Genomic DNA, 17,576 nt, shown 5'->3' on the forward strand with positions numbered 1-17,576 from the left:
TCAGCTCGAAAGCGCCTAACATACAACACAACTCGTTGATCATGAACCGGATGGTTCACCGATCCGAATTACACCACCCCATGGGGCACTATCAGATTCGTGGCCACAGGCGGTCACATTCGTGGCCGCGAGTGGTCAGTTCTTATCGGCCGTCAGTGGGCATATTCATGGCCGCCTGTGGTCAGTTTTTCATGGCCGCCGACAAAGAACGAATGCGTCTACCGAACGATCTACTCCACCAAAAGCAAAGCACGACAAGACATCGTCAGATACATCGACGGCTTCTACAGTTCACAACACCGCCATTCGGCGCTCGGGTACCGAACCCCGAACGCTGTCCACTACAGTTACGGGCAGTCCGCAAACGCGGCTTCAGAATAGTCATCTCCAGTGTCGGAAATCCTCGCGGCAGATCAACCCCACGCACGGCATCCGACCGTGATCGTCGGCGAACGCGGGTACAACCGCTGCCGTTGGTACCGTTGGGGTGAACCTCACGCCTCAATAACGTGTCCCTATGGTTTCTGTCAAGCTGCGTGAGCTGCGGGCGGTTGGTACAGGGTCTTGTTCTTGAGCATGGCGTACAGGACGTCGCATCGGCGTCGAGCGAGGCAGATGAGCGCGGCGTTGTGTTTCCTGCCTTCGGCTCGCTTGCGGTCGTAGTAGGCGCGACTGGTGGGGTCGTGCAGCGCGGCGAAGGCCGAAAGGAACAACGCGCGTTTGAGTTTGCGGTTTCCTGATCACGCTAAATGCTCACCTCGGATCGAGGTGCCGGATCGGTGGGTCACGGGTGCGATGCCGGCGTAGGCGGCCAGGTGTCCTGCTGATTTGAATGCCGATCCGTCACCGACTTCGAGAAGGATGCGTGCGGCAGTCCTGACTCCGACGCCTGGCATCGAGATCAGGAGCGAGGAAAGAGGGTGGGCACCGAGCATCCTCTCGACGTCCGAGCCAACTGTGTTGCGTTGCTGCAGTGTCTCTTTGAGCGAGTCCGCCAGTTTGGGTAGAACAGTCTCGGCAGCCGCAGACCCGGGCACTACTACCGTCTGAGCCTCGAGTGCGGCGTAGATCTCCGCAACCAGTCTTGCCCCCATCCTGAGCGCGTTTTTGGCGGCGAAGCGGTCAGTTTCCGCTTACCAGCAGCGCGGATGCCGCCGGGGCTACCGCAGCGGGACAGGATCTCGAGCACTGCCGGGTGTGTCACACGCGGTCCGAGGACTCGTTCGAGCGCGGGGTGAATGCCGGTCAGCAGTCCGCGGATTCGGTTGCTGACGCGGGTTGCTTCACCGGCGAGATCGTCATCGAAACCGATCAGCACACCGAGCTCGGCGAGTGTGTCATCACCGGTATCGACTCGTCGCAGCGTGTGGGGCATGGTCCGGGCCGTGTCGGCGATGTGAACGCAGGCCCGCGCATCAGTTTTGGCTTGCCCTGGATACAGATCTGCGATGCGGCGCATCGACAGACCCGGTAGGGACGCGAACTGGTGCTCGCAGGATCGGGAGACGGTGACCGGCAGGGCGTCGCCGATCGTATTAGGCTGATCGACGACGATCAACAGCGGCCCGCGCGTGGCGAGGCGGTCGAACACTGTGCGCAGGCGGGCCTCGTCATTGGGTAGGGCTTTGCCGTACAGACGGGTTCCGTCGACGGCGAGACCGACGGCGTGATGTTCGGATTTTCCCACGTCGATGCCGCAAAACACGGCGTAGCTCGTGGCCATGAAGCAGTCCTTCGTCCGGTCACCGATCCGACGTCAACACCCGGCGACAGCCCCCCACCCCCCCCCGGATCATCGATGACAGGGGCGAGAAGTCATACCGGGTCTGGCTACCGTAGCCCTCGGTTTCAAGTATCAGCTAGAAGATAACGGGCCTGGCCCGATAGCGCACACGACGCGGCCGTCGAGCCGAAAACGGTGACCGCGAACATCGAAGGCTTCCGTCGGCGGCTGAATTGTTGTCGGCGCGGGGCAGAGATCAGGGTCTGTTGCCGAGCAACGACACGGCATCGATGCAGCGTCCACCGAGAGGCGTTCGACTGTTCCGTCCGGCAACTCTTCGGTCGTTCGGTGCCTCCGCACGCCTGCGGCGATCCGGCACGAGAGGCTGCAGCACAGTGCGATGCACCGTCTACCGCGCGCCGTCGAACGACGATGGGCATCATCTCGTGATGGCGGACAGCGAGCGTGAAGCAGACTCCAGGGACTCCACCAGGATCAGCTCGAGTGCAGGCAGTCTGGCAGCCGACACGGCCACCGCAGCTGCGCGTGTTCGCACATCGAGACCGCGTTGTGTTCCGGCGCGGGCAGTTTCGGTCCAGGCCTGGGCGCAGTGATCGGCGGCCACCGCGAGGTCTGCGGTAGCGGGATCCCCGGTCAGACGTGCAATCTCGGTACAGCCGTCGGCGAGAAGCCGACGAAAGAGCCCGCCTCCGGTTCCGGCCTTTTCGATGAAGATACCGAGACTGAACAGCAACGTCTCGAGGTCATCGGGCGGAAGGTCGACCCAGCTCTTGACGTCGGTTGCCAGCTGGTCGACCGCGGCCAATCCTTCGGCACCGGCCGCTGGTACGTGGTCGGCTATTCCCGGTGTCGATGGGGCGCGCATGCTGGCGGCGGATCGGGCAAAGGCCGCGGCCGCGGCAGTAGACACGGGCGGCAGTGTCTGCGGCCATGTGATTCGGTACGTGCAGTGACGTGTCGGTTGCGGGAACGAGGTGGAAGATCGCGCCCGAGCGAGCGCGTCGAGCGGGATCTCCTGCACATCGGCCCGATCGTTGTCGACGACCGAGGCAGTCCCCCCGATCTCGTCGTAGCCGATCACCACGATGTCGTGACGACTCATCTGCAGTTTCACCCGTAGGTAGGGCAGCTCAGCGATATCGGCCCAGACCAGACTGGGTCGTCCCGCATCGATGTCGTCGCGAACCCATGACCATCCCTCAGCGGGATCGTCGGTCGTGAGAACCTCGACTTGTCCGCCGAGCCTGCGCGGTAAGTCGATCTCGAAGTCGGCACCGCGGCCGACCAGGTACATCGGTGGGACCAGGTCGTCCGATCGCAGGTAGGACAAACCCAGATCACCACCCAGTGCGAACACCAACCCCTCGTCGGGTGGTCCGTCCCATCCCAGACCATGCCACTGGAGAAGGTCTCGCATTGCACCTGACCCGCAGTGCCCTCCCATCCGGTGGGGATAGTTCTCGATCAGAGTCGTGTGGGTCACTGTGGCTGCCTTTCGGGTGGATGGTCGAGCGCGCGTGTCGGCACGCTCAGCTGTTCCGGATTCTGTCGAGATACGTTCGGCGAGCAGCCATGTCGACGTCCGCGAGGAACACCGAATCTGTGTTCAGGGCCGCACCCAGTCCGGTCGCCAGACGCCGGGGGACGAATTTCACCGCCGCGACCATTGCGCCGGCGAGACGGGTGACGCGGACGAAGGGGCGTGGATTCTCGATCAGATCTGCTGTCGCGCGGGCGATCTCCTCCGGCTCGGCGTTGCGTAATCCCTTTGCGCCGGCGGTTCCGGCGACGAGTTCGGTGTTGGTGAACGTCGGGCGGACTGTGGACAGTCGAACCCCTGACTTGCGGTACTCCAGTCGTGCGGCCTCTGTGAATCCGATGACTGCGAACTTGGTAGCGCAGTAGGTCGCCAAACCAGGTACCGCGAGCTCGCCGGCCAATGACGCAGTGTTGATGATGTGTCCGGTGCGGCGCGGCAGCATGCGCTGAAGAGCCAGTTTGGTCCCGAAGATGACCCCCAGGACATTGATCTCGACTTGCCGCCGGGTTACTGCATCGTCCTCTTCGTGGGCGTGGCCGGTAGGCATGATGCCCGCGTTGTTGATCAGGATGTCGAGGGGTCCGAGTTCACGTTCGACCAGGTCCAGAAACGTTGTGAACGAGTCAGGTTCGGTGACGTCGAGTCGGGTGACGACCTTCACCCCGAGTTCGGCGGCGGCCTCCTTCGCACGTGCCTCGTCGATGTCGCCGATGGCGACCCGGTGGCCTCGTCGAATCAACTCCTTCGCTGTCTGATAGCCGATGCCGCGAGCTCCACCTGTGATCGCCACGGTCCTGGCGGGGGTGTGAGGTGCGTTGTTCATCATGCTGCGCTCCTTGCATAGATAAGAGACATCGGGACACGCCGTTCGACCCGCTCTCGCGGTAGCGGCTGCGCACACAGGAGAGGGATATGGGTATCGCGCGGCGTCTCGTGCCCGGGGAGGCGTTCGGATCGGTCGTTCATCGGCCGCAACCCCAGCGGCAGAACGGGTCTCGTCTGTTCGGTGCAACTTCCGGTGCCCGGCCTCAACACGGCCGCGCCGACGAGACAGTCATGTGGCACAGCTCTGCCAGCAGGTGTCGGCTCACCCGATTCGAAGGTGTCCGAGGCGGTCCGAGTGTTCACGACCGCGATTGTTCGCGGAGAGAGCTCCGACCGATCGGCAGTCGGCCGCGATACGGGGTTCAGGGCGTATGTTCTCACCGCTTGTGTTCATCGAGACTCCCGCGGCGGGTTTCGATCCCCGGATTTTCGTACGGCCGGGTGCGGCGATCGGGTGTGCCGGTGAAAGCCTCGTCGAGTGGGTGAGCGCCCGTGAAGATCGTGGGGCCGTAGGCGTGCCGAAGCACCGTCAAGATCGCGTTCAAGGGTAGGTCATCGAAGACTCCTCGCTCGCGGACATACTCCATGTGCTGAGCTCCGTCTGCGGTGAAGGCATGCATGAGAGCATCGCGATCGCCGTCGAATTCCACTGGCGGCACGCCGAAACGAGCGCACAACTCGACATTGAATGCCGGCGTGGCCTTCAACCACCGGCCCTCGATGTAGAGGCGACTGTAGCCGTGGTAGACGAACAGATCGGTGCCGCCCATCAGCGCGCGCAACGTCTCGGTCTGCAGGTGATTTCGGACGTCGGCGAAACCGAGCAGTGCCGGGATACCCGCCGCCCGGCACACTGCGGTCAACAGCACCGCCTTCGGGACGCAGTAAGCGCGCCCGGTCTCGAGGACGAAGCTCGCTCGATAGTGGGCAGGATCGTCCGACACGGTGTACGGGTCGTACCAGATCCGGTCGCGGACGGCGGCGAAGAGGCGTCTGGCCTTGTCACGGTCGCTGCTCGCATCCCCGATTGCCGCGGCGGTGAACGCCCGCACGGATTCGTGCTCGATGTCGAGGAAGTCCGTTGCTCCCAGATACGCGTGCGGTGGCTGCGTCGTATGTGCCCCGGGCGGGCGGTCTGTCATGGTCATCGCCGATGTTCCCTTCTCTGAGCAAACCGGTTGCTGTTGTGTGCACAACGACCGAAGGATCGGTCAGTTGCGCGCGAGTCCGCCGAGCATCAGGTCTTCGCGTTGGACGGAGAGTCGCTGGGCGATCACCCGTTTGCTGTACATGAACTCGCGCGGGCGACCTATGCAGTCGGCGGCAATGAGCTCACCGGCCTGGAGATAGAAGCAACTGAAATCACTGTCACGGGTGGGATCACCACTGAGAACCACTTCGTCGTATCCAGTGTTGAGGCCGGCGATCTGCAGCTTGAAGTGATACTGATCTGACCAGAACCACGGCAACGCTTCGATTTTTCTGGACTTCCCGCAGGCGGTCGAGGCAGCGACTTTGGCCTGCTCTCCTGCGCTCGAGACGGACTCCAACCGTAGTCGACGGCCGTAACGGGCCATGTCGTGGCTCGCGCAGTCCCCCGCCGCCATGATGTCGGGGTCGTTGGTCCGAGTGTGATCGTCGATCACGATGCCGTTGTCGATGACAAGACCCGCGTCGGCGGCGAGGTCGGTGTTCGGCTCGACGCCGACACCGACGATGACCAGATCTGCGAGGATCGATTCCCCGCTGGCCAAACTGACTTCACGAACCTCACGGTCACCGGACAGGCCTTCGACCATCGCGTTCGTTCTGATGTCGACTCCCTGCTCGCGATGTATCCGCTCGAAGAACGTCGAAACCTCGGGAGCAGTGACCCGCTCGAGCACACGCCCAGTTGCCTCGAGAACTGTGACCTGCACGCCCAGTGCGCGCAGCGATGCCGCTGTCTCGAGTCCGATGTAGCCGCCTCCGACGATCACCACCCGCCGGCCAGGGCCGGTGGCCATACGGATCCTCTCGACGTCCGCTGCGGTACGTAGGTAGTAGACCCCGTGGAGATCGGCCCCGGGAACGGTGAGCCGACGAGGGCGGGCTCCCGTGCACAGCGCGAGCTTGTCGTAAGCCAGCTTCTCCCCGGTGTCGAGAACGACGTTGCCTTCCGACCGAACGATGGCCTCCACCTGCGCGTTCAGGAGCTGAATACCTTGCTTGGAGTAGAAGTCCGTGCTGCGAATGGCGATATCGTCGAGTACGCATTTGCCCGCCAGGTATGCCTTCGACAGCGGGGGGCGTTGATAGGGAGTGGCAGACTCGTTACCGATGAGGACGATCTCGCCTGTCCAACCTTCTTGGCGCAAACTAGCTGCCAGTTGTGCCCCAGCATGGCTTGCGCCGACGATGATCGCCCGTTGCGATGTCATGCGCTGGAAGTAGGCGTCAGGCGCACCATCATCTTGCTGATGCCCCGCACGAAATTCGACTGAACATACTCGGGGTCGCCGACGACCTCGATGTTCTCGAAGCGGGGAAGCAACTCCTCCCACAGAATCCGCAGCTGCATTTCGGCCAGCCGATTGCCCATACACCGGTGTACACCGAATCCGAACGCGATGTGATTGCGCGCATTGGCACGATCGATGATGAAATCATCAGGATTCTCGAAAACGCGTTCGTCGCGGTTACCCGAGGCATACCACATCACCAATTTGTCACCCTTGCGGATGAATTGTCCGTTCAGAACGGTGTCGGCTTTGGCAATTCGGCGCATGTACGCCAAGGGTGTTTGCCATCGGATGATTTCCGAGTTCATGTTGGGGATCAAATCGGGATTGGCCTTCAATTTCTCGAACTGGTCGGGGAATTGGTTCAACGCAAGAACGCCACCGCTCATCGAGTTACGCGTCGTGTCGTTCCCACCGACGATCAGCAGGACGAGGTTGCCCAGAAATTCCATCGGACGATCGATCAGATCCTTGGTGTCCTCGTTGCTCTGCAACATGGTGATCAGATCGAAACCGGACTCTTCCCCTGCAGACCTCCTGGCTGCTTTGTCATGCCAGAGAGCGCTGAGGCCACGGGCCATGTCACGCATGCCCTCGAACACCTCGTCGTTGTCCGAGGGCCCACCGTTGGCTTGCTCCATCGAGGTTGCCAAATCGGACCAGTAGACGAGTTTGCGGCGTTGTTCGTAGGGGAAATCCAGAAGAGTTGCGAGCATCCGAGCTGTCAACTCGATCGAGACATTCTGCACCCAGTCGAACGGCTCGTTCAAGGGGAGGTCGTCCAATACCTCCCGTACCCGCGATCGGATCAGTCCCTCCATCTCCCGGAGGTTCTTCGGTGCGACAACCCCCTGGACGGCAGCGCGCTGCTTGTCGTGGCGTGGCGGGTCCATCGCGATGAACATCTCGATATCGAGAAACCGGGGCGGGACGCCGATGACGATGAACGGTTCGGCCGAGAACACAGCGTGGTTCTTGTCGACGGCCACGATATCGGCATGGCGCGTGACCGACCAGAACGGGCCGAACGGACTGTTGGGTTGGTAATGAACCGGTGCCTCGTTCCGCACGCGCTCGAAGTACGACTGCCACCGCCCTTGTCTGTAGAGAAAGGGGTTACTGAGGTCGATGTCGGCGAGCTCGACATCCTCGACCGGTGGGATGGGACTTTCGACGAAGATCTTCTTGCCATTCGTGCCAGTCACCCACCGTCGGGTCTTGTCGTACAGATGAGCGCCCTGGATCTGCAGCCCTATAGGGATGGTCGACTGGACCTTGTCGGTGATCGACTCAGAAACTTTCATGCTGTCGTGCCTGCCTTTCACACATCACAATTGGAATTCAGGTGTTCGAACGATCAGGCCATCCCACGCTTTTGAGGCCACCATCTGGCACGACAACCGAGACGTGGGTTCACGCTCGGGGTTCATAGCCAGCATCTCCTCCTCGTTGGCACCGGACAGACCCACCTCTCCTGACCACTGCGGGTCGACGATCACATGGCAGGTGCCACAGGCCGTTTCGCCCCCACAGTCTCCATCGATCCCCGGCACAGCATTGTCGGTTGCAATCTGCATCAACGATCGACCTTCGACCAAGCCCGCCTCGTGCTTCCCACCATCGTGGGCGACGAAAGTTACAACTGCCATGTCAACTCCTCAATTTTCTTCGCGATTGATAACAGTGTCGCCGCAAACGTGAATGGCGGCCATGTTCCGTAGAGTCAAAAACTTGTGAATTCGGGTCAGACGGTTCGCCCCAGAGATCCGACCTGAGTCCACTCCAGATGTGGAGTGCGACAACTCTGCGCTCCGCACGAAGGCATCGAGCGGCTGGGCTCCTGTTTCGAAATGCGCGCTCACCAAGTACTTCTTTCACCGCGAAGCCGTCTCACCGGCGACCAGATGGCCATTTCGGATCTCGACGATAGGCAATCTCAGCCCACCCGGAGCGTCCACCGGAACAACGGGCGAGTTGGGGGCGATGGGATCGAGCCGCTGATACGGAAGCCCCTGTGCCGGACGAAGATCCAGCTCGCCCTTGTTCGGCCACAATGCGGCGGACCGCTCGGCCTGCGCGCTGATGGTCAGCGACGGATTGACCCCGAGGTTCGCCGACACAGCCGCCCCGTCCACCACGCTCAGCGTCGGGTATCCGTGGACGCGGTGGTACGGATCGATGACGCCGTGCGCCGAATCCGAGGCAATGGCGCACCCCCCGAGGAAGTGCGCGGTGAGCGGGATGTTGAACAGCTCTCCCCAGGTGCCTCCAGCGACGCCGCCGATCTTCTTGGCGATGCGCCGGGTGGCGTCGTTGCCCTCGGGGATCCACGTCGGATTCGGCTCGCCGTGGCCCTGCCTGCTGGAAATCTTGCGGCCGAACGGCCCACGCTTGGTGAATGTGGTGATCGAGTTGTCGAGGTTCTGCATCACCAGCGCGATGATGGTGCGCTCGCTCCAGTGCCGGACATTGACGACGCGAACGAACTGAACCGGGTGTGCGATCAACGCGAACACGAACTTGAGCCAACGCGGGATCTTTCCGCCGCCGTCGGTCATCAGGGTCTGCAGCATTCCCATCGCGTTCGAGCCCTTGCCGTAGCGGCACGGTTCGATGTGCGTGTTGGGGCTGGGGTGGAACGAGGACGTGATGGCCACTCCGCGCGTGAGGTCCATGTTCGGATCGACCGCAAGCTTGGCCGCTCCGACGATCGACTCGGAGTTGGTGCGAGTCAGTTCGCCGAGTGTGTCCGACAGCTTGGGCAGCGCGCCCGTGTCTTTCATCTTGTGCAGCAAATTCTGGGTGCCCCAGGTGCCCGCGGCCAACACGACATTGGCTGCGCTGTACGTCTTCTTGCCCTTGCGGAGCCGAGCGCCGGTGCGCTCGGTGTCGACGTCCCAGGTGCCGTCGGATCGCGGAACGAGACCGGTCACGGTCGTCATCGGCACGATCTCGGCTCCCGCGCGCTCGGCCAGGCCGAGGTAGTTCTTCAGCAGGGTGTTCTTGGCTCCGTGGCGGCAACCGGTCATGCACTCACCGCATTCGATGCATCCGGTGCGCTCGGGACCTGCACCGCCGAAGTACGGGTCCGGGACGGTCTTGCCGGGCTCGTCTCCGAAGAACACTCCCACCGGCGTCTGAATGAAGGTGTCGGCGACGCCCATGTCCTCGGCCACCGACTTCATGACCTCGTCGGCCGGGGTCATGTGTGGGTTGCGCACCACGCCCAGCATGCGGGTGGCCTGGTCGTAGAACGGAGAGAGCTCACTGCTCCAGTCGGTGATGTGCGCCCACTGCTTGTCCTCGAAGAACGGTGCCTGCGGCTTGTAGAGAGTATTGGCGTAATTCAGGGATCCACCGCCCACTCCGGCACCGGCGAGGATGAGGCAATCGCGCAGCAGGTGCACACGCTGGATTCCGTACAGACCCAGCTTCGGTGCCCACAGGAAACGCTTGAGATCCCAGCTGTTCTTCGCGAAGTCCTTGTCCTCGAAGCGTTGCCCGGCCTCGAGGATCCCGACGCGGTACCCCTTCTCCACCAGCCGCAGCGCGGTGACACTTCCGCCGAAGCCCGAACCGACGATCAAGACGTCGTAATCGATTGAACTGCTCGGTGGCGTCGCCATGGCGTCTCCTTCTGGTTCTTCAAACCGGATAACTGCTCCTCGCCCCAGGGGCCGGGACCCAGCGCGAGAGTGCGCCCCCTCGACGGTGAGACCAAAGCCGACCGCCTGCCTACCCGGGCACACTACTATACAGACGATGACTTTTTGTCCAATTAATTGACAGATGCAGCCTGCGTGTACAGATACTAGTGGTGCAGCTCATTAACCACAAGCCGCTGACGCTTCCGTCACCGGCGAGCCGAACCGAAAGGAGCCGGTGCGTCAGAAGCCAGCAAGGAGGGCTCTGACGAGAAGCCGAGGTGCACAGGCGGCGGGGCAAGCCCCGAGATCGACAAGGTAGATCCGCAGCGATCGTCACCGAAATGGCGCGCCGCTCCAGAATTGAACTACCAGGATAGGTATGACACTAAAATGATATCGACTCATTTGATGGAAACACTTGTGGACGAGATGGAGGACAGAAAGGCAGAGTTGACGGAGAATATCTCTTCATTCATAAGTGCATCAATCCATGAAATGAACGGCAATGCAGACGCAACCGGACTTCTACACACCAGCGTGAAAGCCAACATCAATGCGGCTATCGACTTCCTGGCCGACAGGACTGAGCACGACAACTTGCGAGCTCCGCATGCCGCCCTGTGCCATGCTCGCGTTCTCGCACACACGCATGTCCCGCTGACGGCGCTCGCGCGCGCTTATCACCTGGGCCAATCGAGATTTCTTGAGCATGTCCTGTTCTCGCTCTCGCGTGCTACGCACACGTTGGCCGCGAATCAACTTGCGCATCTGGTCAGCAGGTCTGCAGTCTTCATAGACCGCGTGTGTCAGGACGCATGTTCAGAATACGAAGCGGAGAAATCGAAGATACGTGAAGAAAATAGTTCTGTAAACACGGAACTCGAACGCGCAATGTCGACATCATGCACAGATTCTTTGGGCGCATACAAAATCGATTCATATTACAATCTCACAGGAAACCATATTGCCATTGAGTTTTGGACGAATGACCGGGAACCATTCCCGAGAAAGTCCTGGCACCAGCTCGTAGATACCGTTGGCGTCAGACTCGGTACGATCGGTCGACCGCAAGTCAACAGTAAAGGCGATGCCCGATCCCTGGTTTGGTTTCCGATAATTCACGCCGGAAGGATTTGCCTTGAAAGCGTTACAGACGTTCTTCAGAAGTACGGCCGAATTCGAGCAGCAATTGGAACCGTGCAGAGTGGTGAAAATGGTTTTCGGAAGACAGCCAGGCAGGCAGAGCGCGCGGCCCGCGTAGTTTCGGACGGCAAGGTCGACATCAGTCCGGTGGTAACTTTCGAGGAAGTTGCAGCCATCACTCTTCTGCTCGAAGATCCGGAAATCCTAAGGGATCTAGCGGAAGACTCACTCGGAGGCTTGCTTCTGGACAGTGCGCGGAACCGCAGGCTCCGCGAGACCTTACGAGTCTACCTAGCAAACAACTGTAGCGTTACCGCGACCGCTCACGATATGACGATCCATCGAAACACGGTCAAATACCGCATCCGACAAGCAGCGAAAGAGTGCGGTTGCAAGCTGGACGATGCCGGCATCCTCATGAACCTCAGGATTGCGCTGGATGCCGCGTGGTGGACACCCAGCACAGTACTCAAGTTACCCATACCGCTCGGCTCAGCAGACGCACGGTTGACGGTTTGAGCAGGGTGGCTGCGACCCGGCTCAAACCTTCCAGGTTTCCAGCGTCACGTTCGTCAGACTCCATTGCCATGCTGATTCACGATTGTTGCTATCAGAATATCGAATGCCGCATTCGGTGAAAGCGACTTGATTCGGTCATTCATATCCATTTCTTTGCCCTCGATTCCTTCACCTGTCGCAATGTTCGCCGCATTTGATTCGACAGATCCTTCGGACGTCTCCAAGATTCGACCGGCCCACACTCCGACTGGCGAAGGATCAGTAGCAAGATACTGCTCGCAGTCGGTCAGTATATGACATTTCATGCAAGAGTCTGCTGCAGTTTTATGACGCGCAGCTCGCTGAGCAACCGTCTCGTAGGGTGGATCGGATTCGTAGTCCCACAGTTCGGGCTCCCCCTGGCAGGGTGTGACCAGCACCCGACCACGAACTGCGAGACGGTCCAATGCTCGATTCAAGGTTGATTCCTTTAAGTACGGGAGCGAACTCGATACGACCTAGTTGTACGATAGCTATTCCTCATGTGTCAAAGAGGGAAGGATGATTTGTGCATAAAGAACAAGGACTCCTTGCGACTTTGGCCAACTTGGACATATCACAGAACGGTGCCGATCCAGTACGATCGACACCACGACGACGGCCCCTTCAGGCCTCCATGGCTGCAGTGGAAATCGAGGTATCGTGCTGGATTTTGCATTCTTCACATTGACACCGCTCCTACTGTTCATGTTGGCACCCTCGTGGAATCCGTTGACCTACCACGGTGCGCGAGTCGGATCGAACGCCGAAATATTCGCGACGTGAAAATCAGCCAGATGTAGGTCGAGCTACGCAGACGAGGGGTGTGCGTAGCCGACCTCTGCAATGGAGAGCTTTTCTGACGCCACACGCCGGCAGTTGTGCCGAATTGCATGCTCTGCGTTCGCTGCACGCCGCTCGGGAAACCTACCGAAAGAACAGATGAGTTCTTCGTAGGTGTTCGGCTCACCGCTGCGCCTGGTTCGTTCGCCCGCAGATAACGCCAATGGTCGCATCGCTGGCAGCATCGACGCGCTGGCGACAGCGACATCATCTCCCACCACCAATGTCCGAACGCGCCTAGACTTCTATTCATGAGTTCCGTCCACACTGCGCGCCCTGATGGTGGCTACCGGACAGCGGCAAGCACTCTCCTTCGTGCGACCGCGTTAGACGCATTGAGCGCTCTCCTGCTGCGGCAGAGCTGGAAGTCCGTGACCATGTCCGAGGTCGCGAAGGAAGCCGGTTTGTCTCGACAGACCATCTATAACGAGTTCGGGTCCCGGCGCGGTGTGGCGGAGAGCTACGCGATACGACTGACCGATCAGCTGGTCAGTGTGGTGGACGATGGCCTCTACACTTGCGTTGGTGATATCAGATTGGCGCTCGGCCGAGGCTTGGCTGCGTTTTTCGCCGTCTCCGAACGTGACCCATTGGTCAGATCGCTACGAGAAGAAGACGCATCCGCAGACCTCCTGCGGCTCATTACTGTTCACAGCACCCAGCTTGTCGAGCGAGCCGCAGATCACCTCTCTGCCACATTTCAGCGATGCTGGGTGCAAGCCCCGAAACGCCAAGCCGATATCCTGAGCACGTCCATCGTTCAGATGGCCTTGGCGTATGTCTCACGGCCCCCGACTGACGCAGCCCAGACCGCCACCGATATCGCAGACCTACTCGCTCCGTACATCGAGGGGTTCCAAGATTTTCAAGCCAATCCAGAGTTGAGCAAGACGACTCGATTCGGTCGACCGTAGCGACAGCGGTGTAGCGCCGCTAGCGTCGGTGTCACGCAATATTCCCATTCTCAAGACAAACGAACTTCCGGACAAGAATCCGTCCAGCTTGCCACCACCTCAGTTCCTGGCGTGATCGACGAAAGTGTCGTCGCAAACGTGGGTGACGGCTATGTTCGGTGGAGTCATAAACTTGTGAATTCGGGTCAAAGGAATCACCGTGAAGCTGAGCGACGAGGGCGTGCCACCGCTTGCGTTCGTGCAACTGCTCGAACGCCGCGCACTCGACCCTGACGCCGCCGCGCGCCTTCGTGCAATCATGCACCGCGAAGGAACCAGTGAAGCGACGCTCATTCAGCATGACGTCCAGGCACCGATACGGTGGTTTCGGGAGGTCTATCCCGAACTCGATATCGCCCACGCCACTCGACTCGGACTTGCGTTTGCCGAGCAGGCCCAGTTGACATCGTTCGGGCCCCTGAGTTCACCTTTGATCAGCGCTGGTTCGGTCGCCGAGATCGTCGATCTCCTGACATACCTGCCATTGATCTCCACGGCGTTGAAATCGCAGTTCCACACTGGCGACTACGGTCTGATCGTCGGGCTCACTGCGCACACAGGCGATTCCGCACTGGACTGCTTGGTCATCACCTACGGCGGGTCGGCGTTATTACGACTGCTGGACATGCTCGCCGGTGACATATCGCCGGTGACACTCCATCTGAGCTGGCCGGAGCCGACCGAGGTGAGCCACGACAAAGGTCCGGGGGCGAATCGCCGGTTCTTCGACGCTCCGATTTCCTTCGTCCACGTACCCGAGGACACACTAAACAAGGCTTGTCGGTTCTCGGACCCTCTCGCATATCGACTCGCTATCACTGATCTGCAGCGGACACTCGCCCAGCGGAGTGGGTCCATGTCATCCGCCGAGAAGGTGAGGCAACTGTTGGAAAAGGACCTCGGACAGCGAACCAACCATGATGTTGCACAAGCATTGTCGATGTCGAGCAGCACGTTGAAACGGCGGCTTGCCGAAGAAGGAACCACCTACAGCAAGGTCCGCCACACGCTGCTGTACGAACGCGCGATGCTACGGCTCCTCGATCGCTCGGTTTCGGTCAGCGAGATCGCTTCCGAACTCGGATACAGCGACCTCGCCAACTTCTCTCATGCCTTCAAACGCTGGACCGGGCGCTCTCCGAAAGATTTCCGAAACCCACGACTCTCGGACGACCCGGATTCGACGTAGACCACAGACGGGGTCAGATCGATGCCTCGTTCGTTCGCGGCCTGGTCGATCTTCATCTCGGAGATGTCGGAGACGTCACCGCCTCCCTGCCGTGAGAAGAAGAGTGTGTGCAAACCCGAGTACCAACCACTTGTCACTCGACGGTGTCGGCCGGCACGCGTGCGGTCTCCGATTCGAGAAAGTCGACGAGAGCTTCCAACAGGCTGTCCGCGCGGGTTTCGACATCGGCGAGGACGGAGTCCACTTCGTCGAGAAGACCGTGGGCGTGTCTACGCGCAAGCGTTCCGCGTTCGTAGTAGCCGGGGTCGAGTAGGACCCGCGGTACTGGATCCGGTGCCGCGATCTGCTCCGGATGTTGTGACCGCGCAGTGGGCTGCAGGTGGGTGGGTGCCCGTCCGTCCAGGTGCATTCGCACGATGCCCGCTACCGCACGGGCGGTCAGCGGGGTCGCAGCCAACGGGGTGTGGCCCCACCGGTCGATAGGAGTCGACAGCGGCTGTCGATCGGCCGGATCGAAATACCGGTCGTATCCGCCGAGCCCGGTACCGTCCACGGCATCGAGAGCGTCGGCGAGCATTCGGGTGCTCGCATACCGGGTCTGATGGCCGAGCACCTCACACCAGCGCTGGAACACCGTGCGCGGAGAAATGCCCGTCCCCGCCAGCGCGAGGGAGGTGAGGGTACGAACGCCGCGGCCTGTCTCGACGCGAAAGGCGTCGAGACCCGCATCGGCGGTGACATCGCATGCCCGCAGGGCCGCGATCTGCGTGTACGGCATCCGCAGGTGCCCCAAATCCTCAATGGACGACTCGGCGGGTTCTTCGCCACTTCCTGTCTATGCGGTCATCGCCTCACCATTCCTCGATGTCGCTGAAGACCGGCGTGGCGGTGCCGCCGTCCGCTCGAGGCTCCACCGGCGGGTGGATCGCCGGGATCGGTGCACACGCGGCGGCACCGGTGAGATGCATGCGGCGGGCACGGTTGCGCCGGGCTTTGCGGGTGGCTTTCTGCGAGCGGTCGGTGACCTCGCGCATCTGCTCGATCATCGAAAACAGAGCGCTCTCATCGACGTTCGACCGACCTTGTTCGCGGAGACGGGCGATAGCAGCTCGGTGCTCCCACAGTGTCACCGCGGGATGTGACATCGTCCGGTACGGCACCTCGACATAGCCGGCACCGTCTGGTTCGAGGACCCAGATTCTGCTCAAATCGCGTGGGTCACGTCGTATCACGAACCGCCCCAAATCCTCTCGCCGCGCAACCCACGGTTTGAGCGCGTTCGAGAAGTAGTGCACGTGATCGAGAACGAAGCCCGTCCGCGTCAGACGTCGCCGGATGACGGGAAGAAAGTCCACCAAGAACGCGGTTTCGCCGAGCACCACACGAGGGGCATGACCAACTGCGGCGACCCCACCGGCCCACACGGCGGCCGGAGTGTTCCCGATCCCTGCGTGAACGCTCGCGTGATACGAGGCTATAGCCAGGACCAGCCAACGCTCCAACTCACGCAATGTCAACGCCGCGTGCTTGTCCGAGTCGTAACTTCCTCGGTCCGCTGGGTTCGAGAAGGTGGTCCCAGGCAGCTCGTGCACCGCCGTCATCGCCGTTCCGATGATGCGTTCGACGATCCCGCCGTAGTGCGGTCGGCCCGGAGGACGGTACTCGAGGGTGATGGCGTGCTGGGCGCATCCGCGGCGCAGCGCTTCGCTTTTGAACTCGGAGGCGTTGTCGAGATACAACTGCTTCGGCTTCCCCGCCATCGGCCACTGCACCTGCTCCGCCAGCTCGCATGCCTCCAGCCACGTCTGCTTCCCGCAGCACACGCGGCCCAGGCACAACCCGACCGATATCGACGACGGCGGCTCCAGAGTGACGACGAACCCGAGTACGGAACGGCTGAAGACATCAACGGCGATCGTCAGGTAGGGGCGGCCGATCGGTTACCGCTCTTACTCGTCAACGACCATCAGATCGACGACGGTGTGGTCGATCTGGACCTGATCGAGAATCCCCGAAACCGTCGGTGGAACGTCGCCGGCGGACTGACGTGGGCGGGCGGCATCGGGTCCTCCGCCTGACCTGGCCACCGATGCCGGAGGGAGCGCGGCGATACGCGCAGTGACGGTATTTCTGGCCGGCACCGGCAAACCCGCGCGATGACACGCCAGTGCTATACGTCGGTGCAGCGCAGCGACACTCAGCTTCTGGCGGTGAAGAAAATAGCGGGTGAGATGATCGCCGATCACTTCCTCGACCTCAGCCGCTACTCGGCTGCGGCCACGCCCTCCCGACGAGACCTTCGTCAGAAGATCGGTGACTGTCCCCGTCCCGTTCCTGAGCCTGCCGACCAACGTGTAGACCTGCCGCCTGGACAATCCCAACCGTTGCGCGGCATCGTCGACCGCTTCCGAACGCACCGAATGCATCTCCAGCAAGGGAGCCAGGACAGCGAAACGGGCCTCGGCCTGGGACCACCGCTCCCCCGACGCTGTCAGCACACCGGTCTCCACGACGTCGAGCTTGTCGGGGTCCACCACAAGCCTCCCTGTCACCGAGAGCCGAACGTGCGACCGTGCACCGCACTTCTGACATCAGAATGTCAGAAGACACGTGCACTCACCCTCGAAACGCCTGCAAAGAGTGCAGCCGTCTTC

The 17,576-nt window shown here is 61.2% G+C and carries 14 protein-coding genes and 1 pseudogene; 3 read left to right on the top strand and 12 right to left on the bottom strand.

All coding sequences use genetic code 11. From position 1 onward, the window contains the following. Positions 1 to 527 precede the first annotated feature (527 nt). From A2J02_RS01950 to A2J02_RS01985, 8 genes and pseudogenes are all read right to left on the bottom strand, one after another. Positions 528 to 1,723: pseudogene (locus A2J02_RS01950) on the bottom strand (IS110 family transposase). A 439-nt stretch (positions 1,724 to 2,162) separates the two neighbouring features. Continuing rightward, positions 2,163 to 3,227 (bottom strand): BtrH N-terminal domain-containing protein, encoded by a 1,065-nt coding sequence (locus A2J02_RS01955; RefSeq protein WP_068046065.1) that lies wholly within the window; start codon positions 3,225 to 3,227, stop codon positions 2,163 to 2,165. Between the two features lie 46 nt (positions 3,228 to 3,273). After that, on the bottom strand, positions 3,274 to 4,110 hold the full coding sequence (locus tag A2J02_RS01960; RefSeq protein WP_068046070.1) for an SDR family oxidoreductase: 837 nt from the start codon (positions 4,108 to 4,110) through the stop codon (positions 3,274 to 3,276). A gap of 376 nt (positions 4,111 to 4,486) precedes the next feature. Then, on the bottom strand, positions 4,487 to 5,251 hold the full coding sequence (locus A2J02_RS01965) for a transglutaminase-like domain-containing protein (RefSeq protein WP_068046093.1): 765 nt from the start codon (positions 5,249 to 5,251) through the stop codon (positions 4,487 to 4,489). Positions 5,252 to 5,320: 69 nt separating this feature from the next. After that, the gene (locus A2J02_RS01970) at positions 5,321 to 6,529 is read right to left on the bottom strand and encodes an NAD(P)/FAD-dependent oxidoreductase (RefSeq protein ID WP_068046072.1); all 1,209 of its coding nucleotides are present in this window, start codon (positions 6,527 to 6,529) and stop codon (positions 5,321 to 5,323) included. Beyond that, positions 6,526 to 7,914 carry a cytochrome P450 gene (locus A2J02_RS01975; RefSeq protein ID WP_027498265.1) on the bottom strand — a complete coding sequence of 463 codons (1,389 nt, stop codon included), beginning with the start codon at positions 7,912 to 7,914 and terminating at the stop codon, positions 6,526 to 6,528. The genes A2J02_RS01970 and A2J02_RS01975 overlap by 4 nt, the downstream gene beginning before the upstream one ends. Positions 7,915 to 7,938: 24 nt before the next feature. Then, entirely contained in the window at positions 7,939 to 8,259 is a 321-nt protein-coding gene (locus A2J02_RS01980; protein WP_068046075.1) for a 2Fe-2S iron-sulfur cluster-binding protein, read from the bottom strand. A 225-nt stretch (positions 8,260 to 8,484) separates the two neighbouring features. After that, positions 8,485 to 10,236: an FAD-dependent oxidoreductase gene (locus A2J02_RS01985; RefSeq protein ID WP_068046078.1), complete on the bottom strand. Its 1,752-nt coding sequence runs from the start codon at positions 10,234 to 10,236 to the stop codon at positions 8,485 to 8,487. Between the two features lie 429 nt (positions 10,237 to 10,665). Between A2J02_RS01985 and A2J02_RS27030 the strand changes: the two genes are divergently transcribed. Then, on the top strand, positions 10,666 to 11,919 hold the full coding sequence (locus A2J02_RS27030; RefSeq protein ID WP_183130532.1) for a PucR family transcriptional regulator: 1,254 nt from the start codon (positions 10,666 to 10,668) through the stop codon (positions 11,917 to 11,919). A 53-nt stretch (positions 11,920 to 11,972) separates the two neighbouring features. On the opposite strand, the gene A2J02_RS27540 is transcribed toward A2J02_RS27030, so the two are convergent. Next, entirely contained in the window at positions 11,973 to 12,377 is a 405-nt protein-coding gene (locus A2J02_RS27540; protein WP_147458399.1) for a hypothetical protein, read from the bottom strand. Positions 12,378 to 13,031: 654 nt separating this feature from the next. On the opposite strand from A2J02_RS27540, the gene A2J02_RS02000 reads away from it, so the two are divergent. Together A2J02_RS02000 and A2J02_RS02005 are read left to right on the top strand one after the other, a co-directional pair. Beyond that, on the top strand, positions 13,032 to 13,694 hold the full coding sequence (locus A2J02_RS02000; protein WP_045840684.1) for a TetR family transcriptional regulator: 663 nt from the start codon (positions 13,032 to 13,034) through the stop codon (positions 13,692 to 13,694). Positions 13,695 to 13,893: 199 nt separating this feature from the next. Beyond that, positions 13,894 to 14,922, top strand: coding sequence for a helix-turn-helix domain-containing protein (locus A2J02_RS02005; RefSeq protein WP_068046087.1), 1,029 nt, complete (start codon positions 13,894 to 13,896; stop codon positions 14,920 to 14,922). A gap of 133 nt (positions 14,923 to 15,055) precedes the next feature. Here the strand turns inward: A2J02_RS02005 and A2J02_RS02010 are convergent, their stop codons facing one another. The 3 genes from A2J02_RS02010 to A2J02_RS29000 form a co-directional block, all read right to left on the bottom strand. Further along, positions 15,056 to 15,700 (bottom strand): hypothetical protein, encoded by a 645-nt coding sequence (locus A2J02_RS02010; RefSeq protein ID WP_068046090.1) that lies wholly within the window; start codon positions 15,698 to 15,700, stop codon positions 15,056 to 15,058. 73 nt (positions 15,701 to 15,773) lie between these two features. Beyond that, complete coding sequence (locus A2J02_RS28995; protein ID WP_441346983.1) at positions 15,774 to 16,682, bottom strand: Mu transposase C-terminal domain-containing protein; 909 nt, start codon at positions 16,680 to 16,682, stop codon at positions 15,774 to 15,776. A gap of 189 nt (positions 16,683 to 16,871) precedes the next feature. Then, positions 16,872 to 17,456, bottom strand: a complete 585-nt coding sequence (locus tag A2J02_RS29000) for a hypothetical protein (protein WP_228139278.1) — start codon at positions 17,454 to 17,456, stop codon at positions 16,872 to 16,874. Positions 17,457 to 17,576 lie beyond the last annotated feature (120 nt).

Origin of the sequence: Rhodococcus sp. EPR-147, assembly GCF_001647185.1 — a bacterium.
Lineage (GTDB): Bacteria > Actinomycetota > Actinomycetes > Mycobacteriales > Mycobacteriaceae > Rhodococcoides.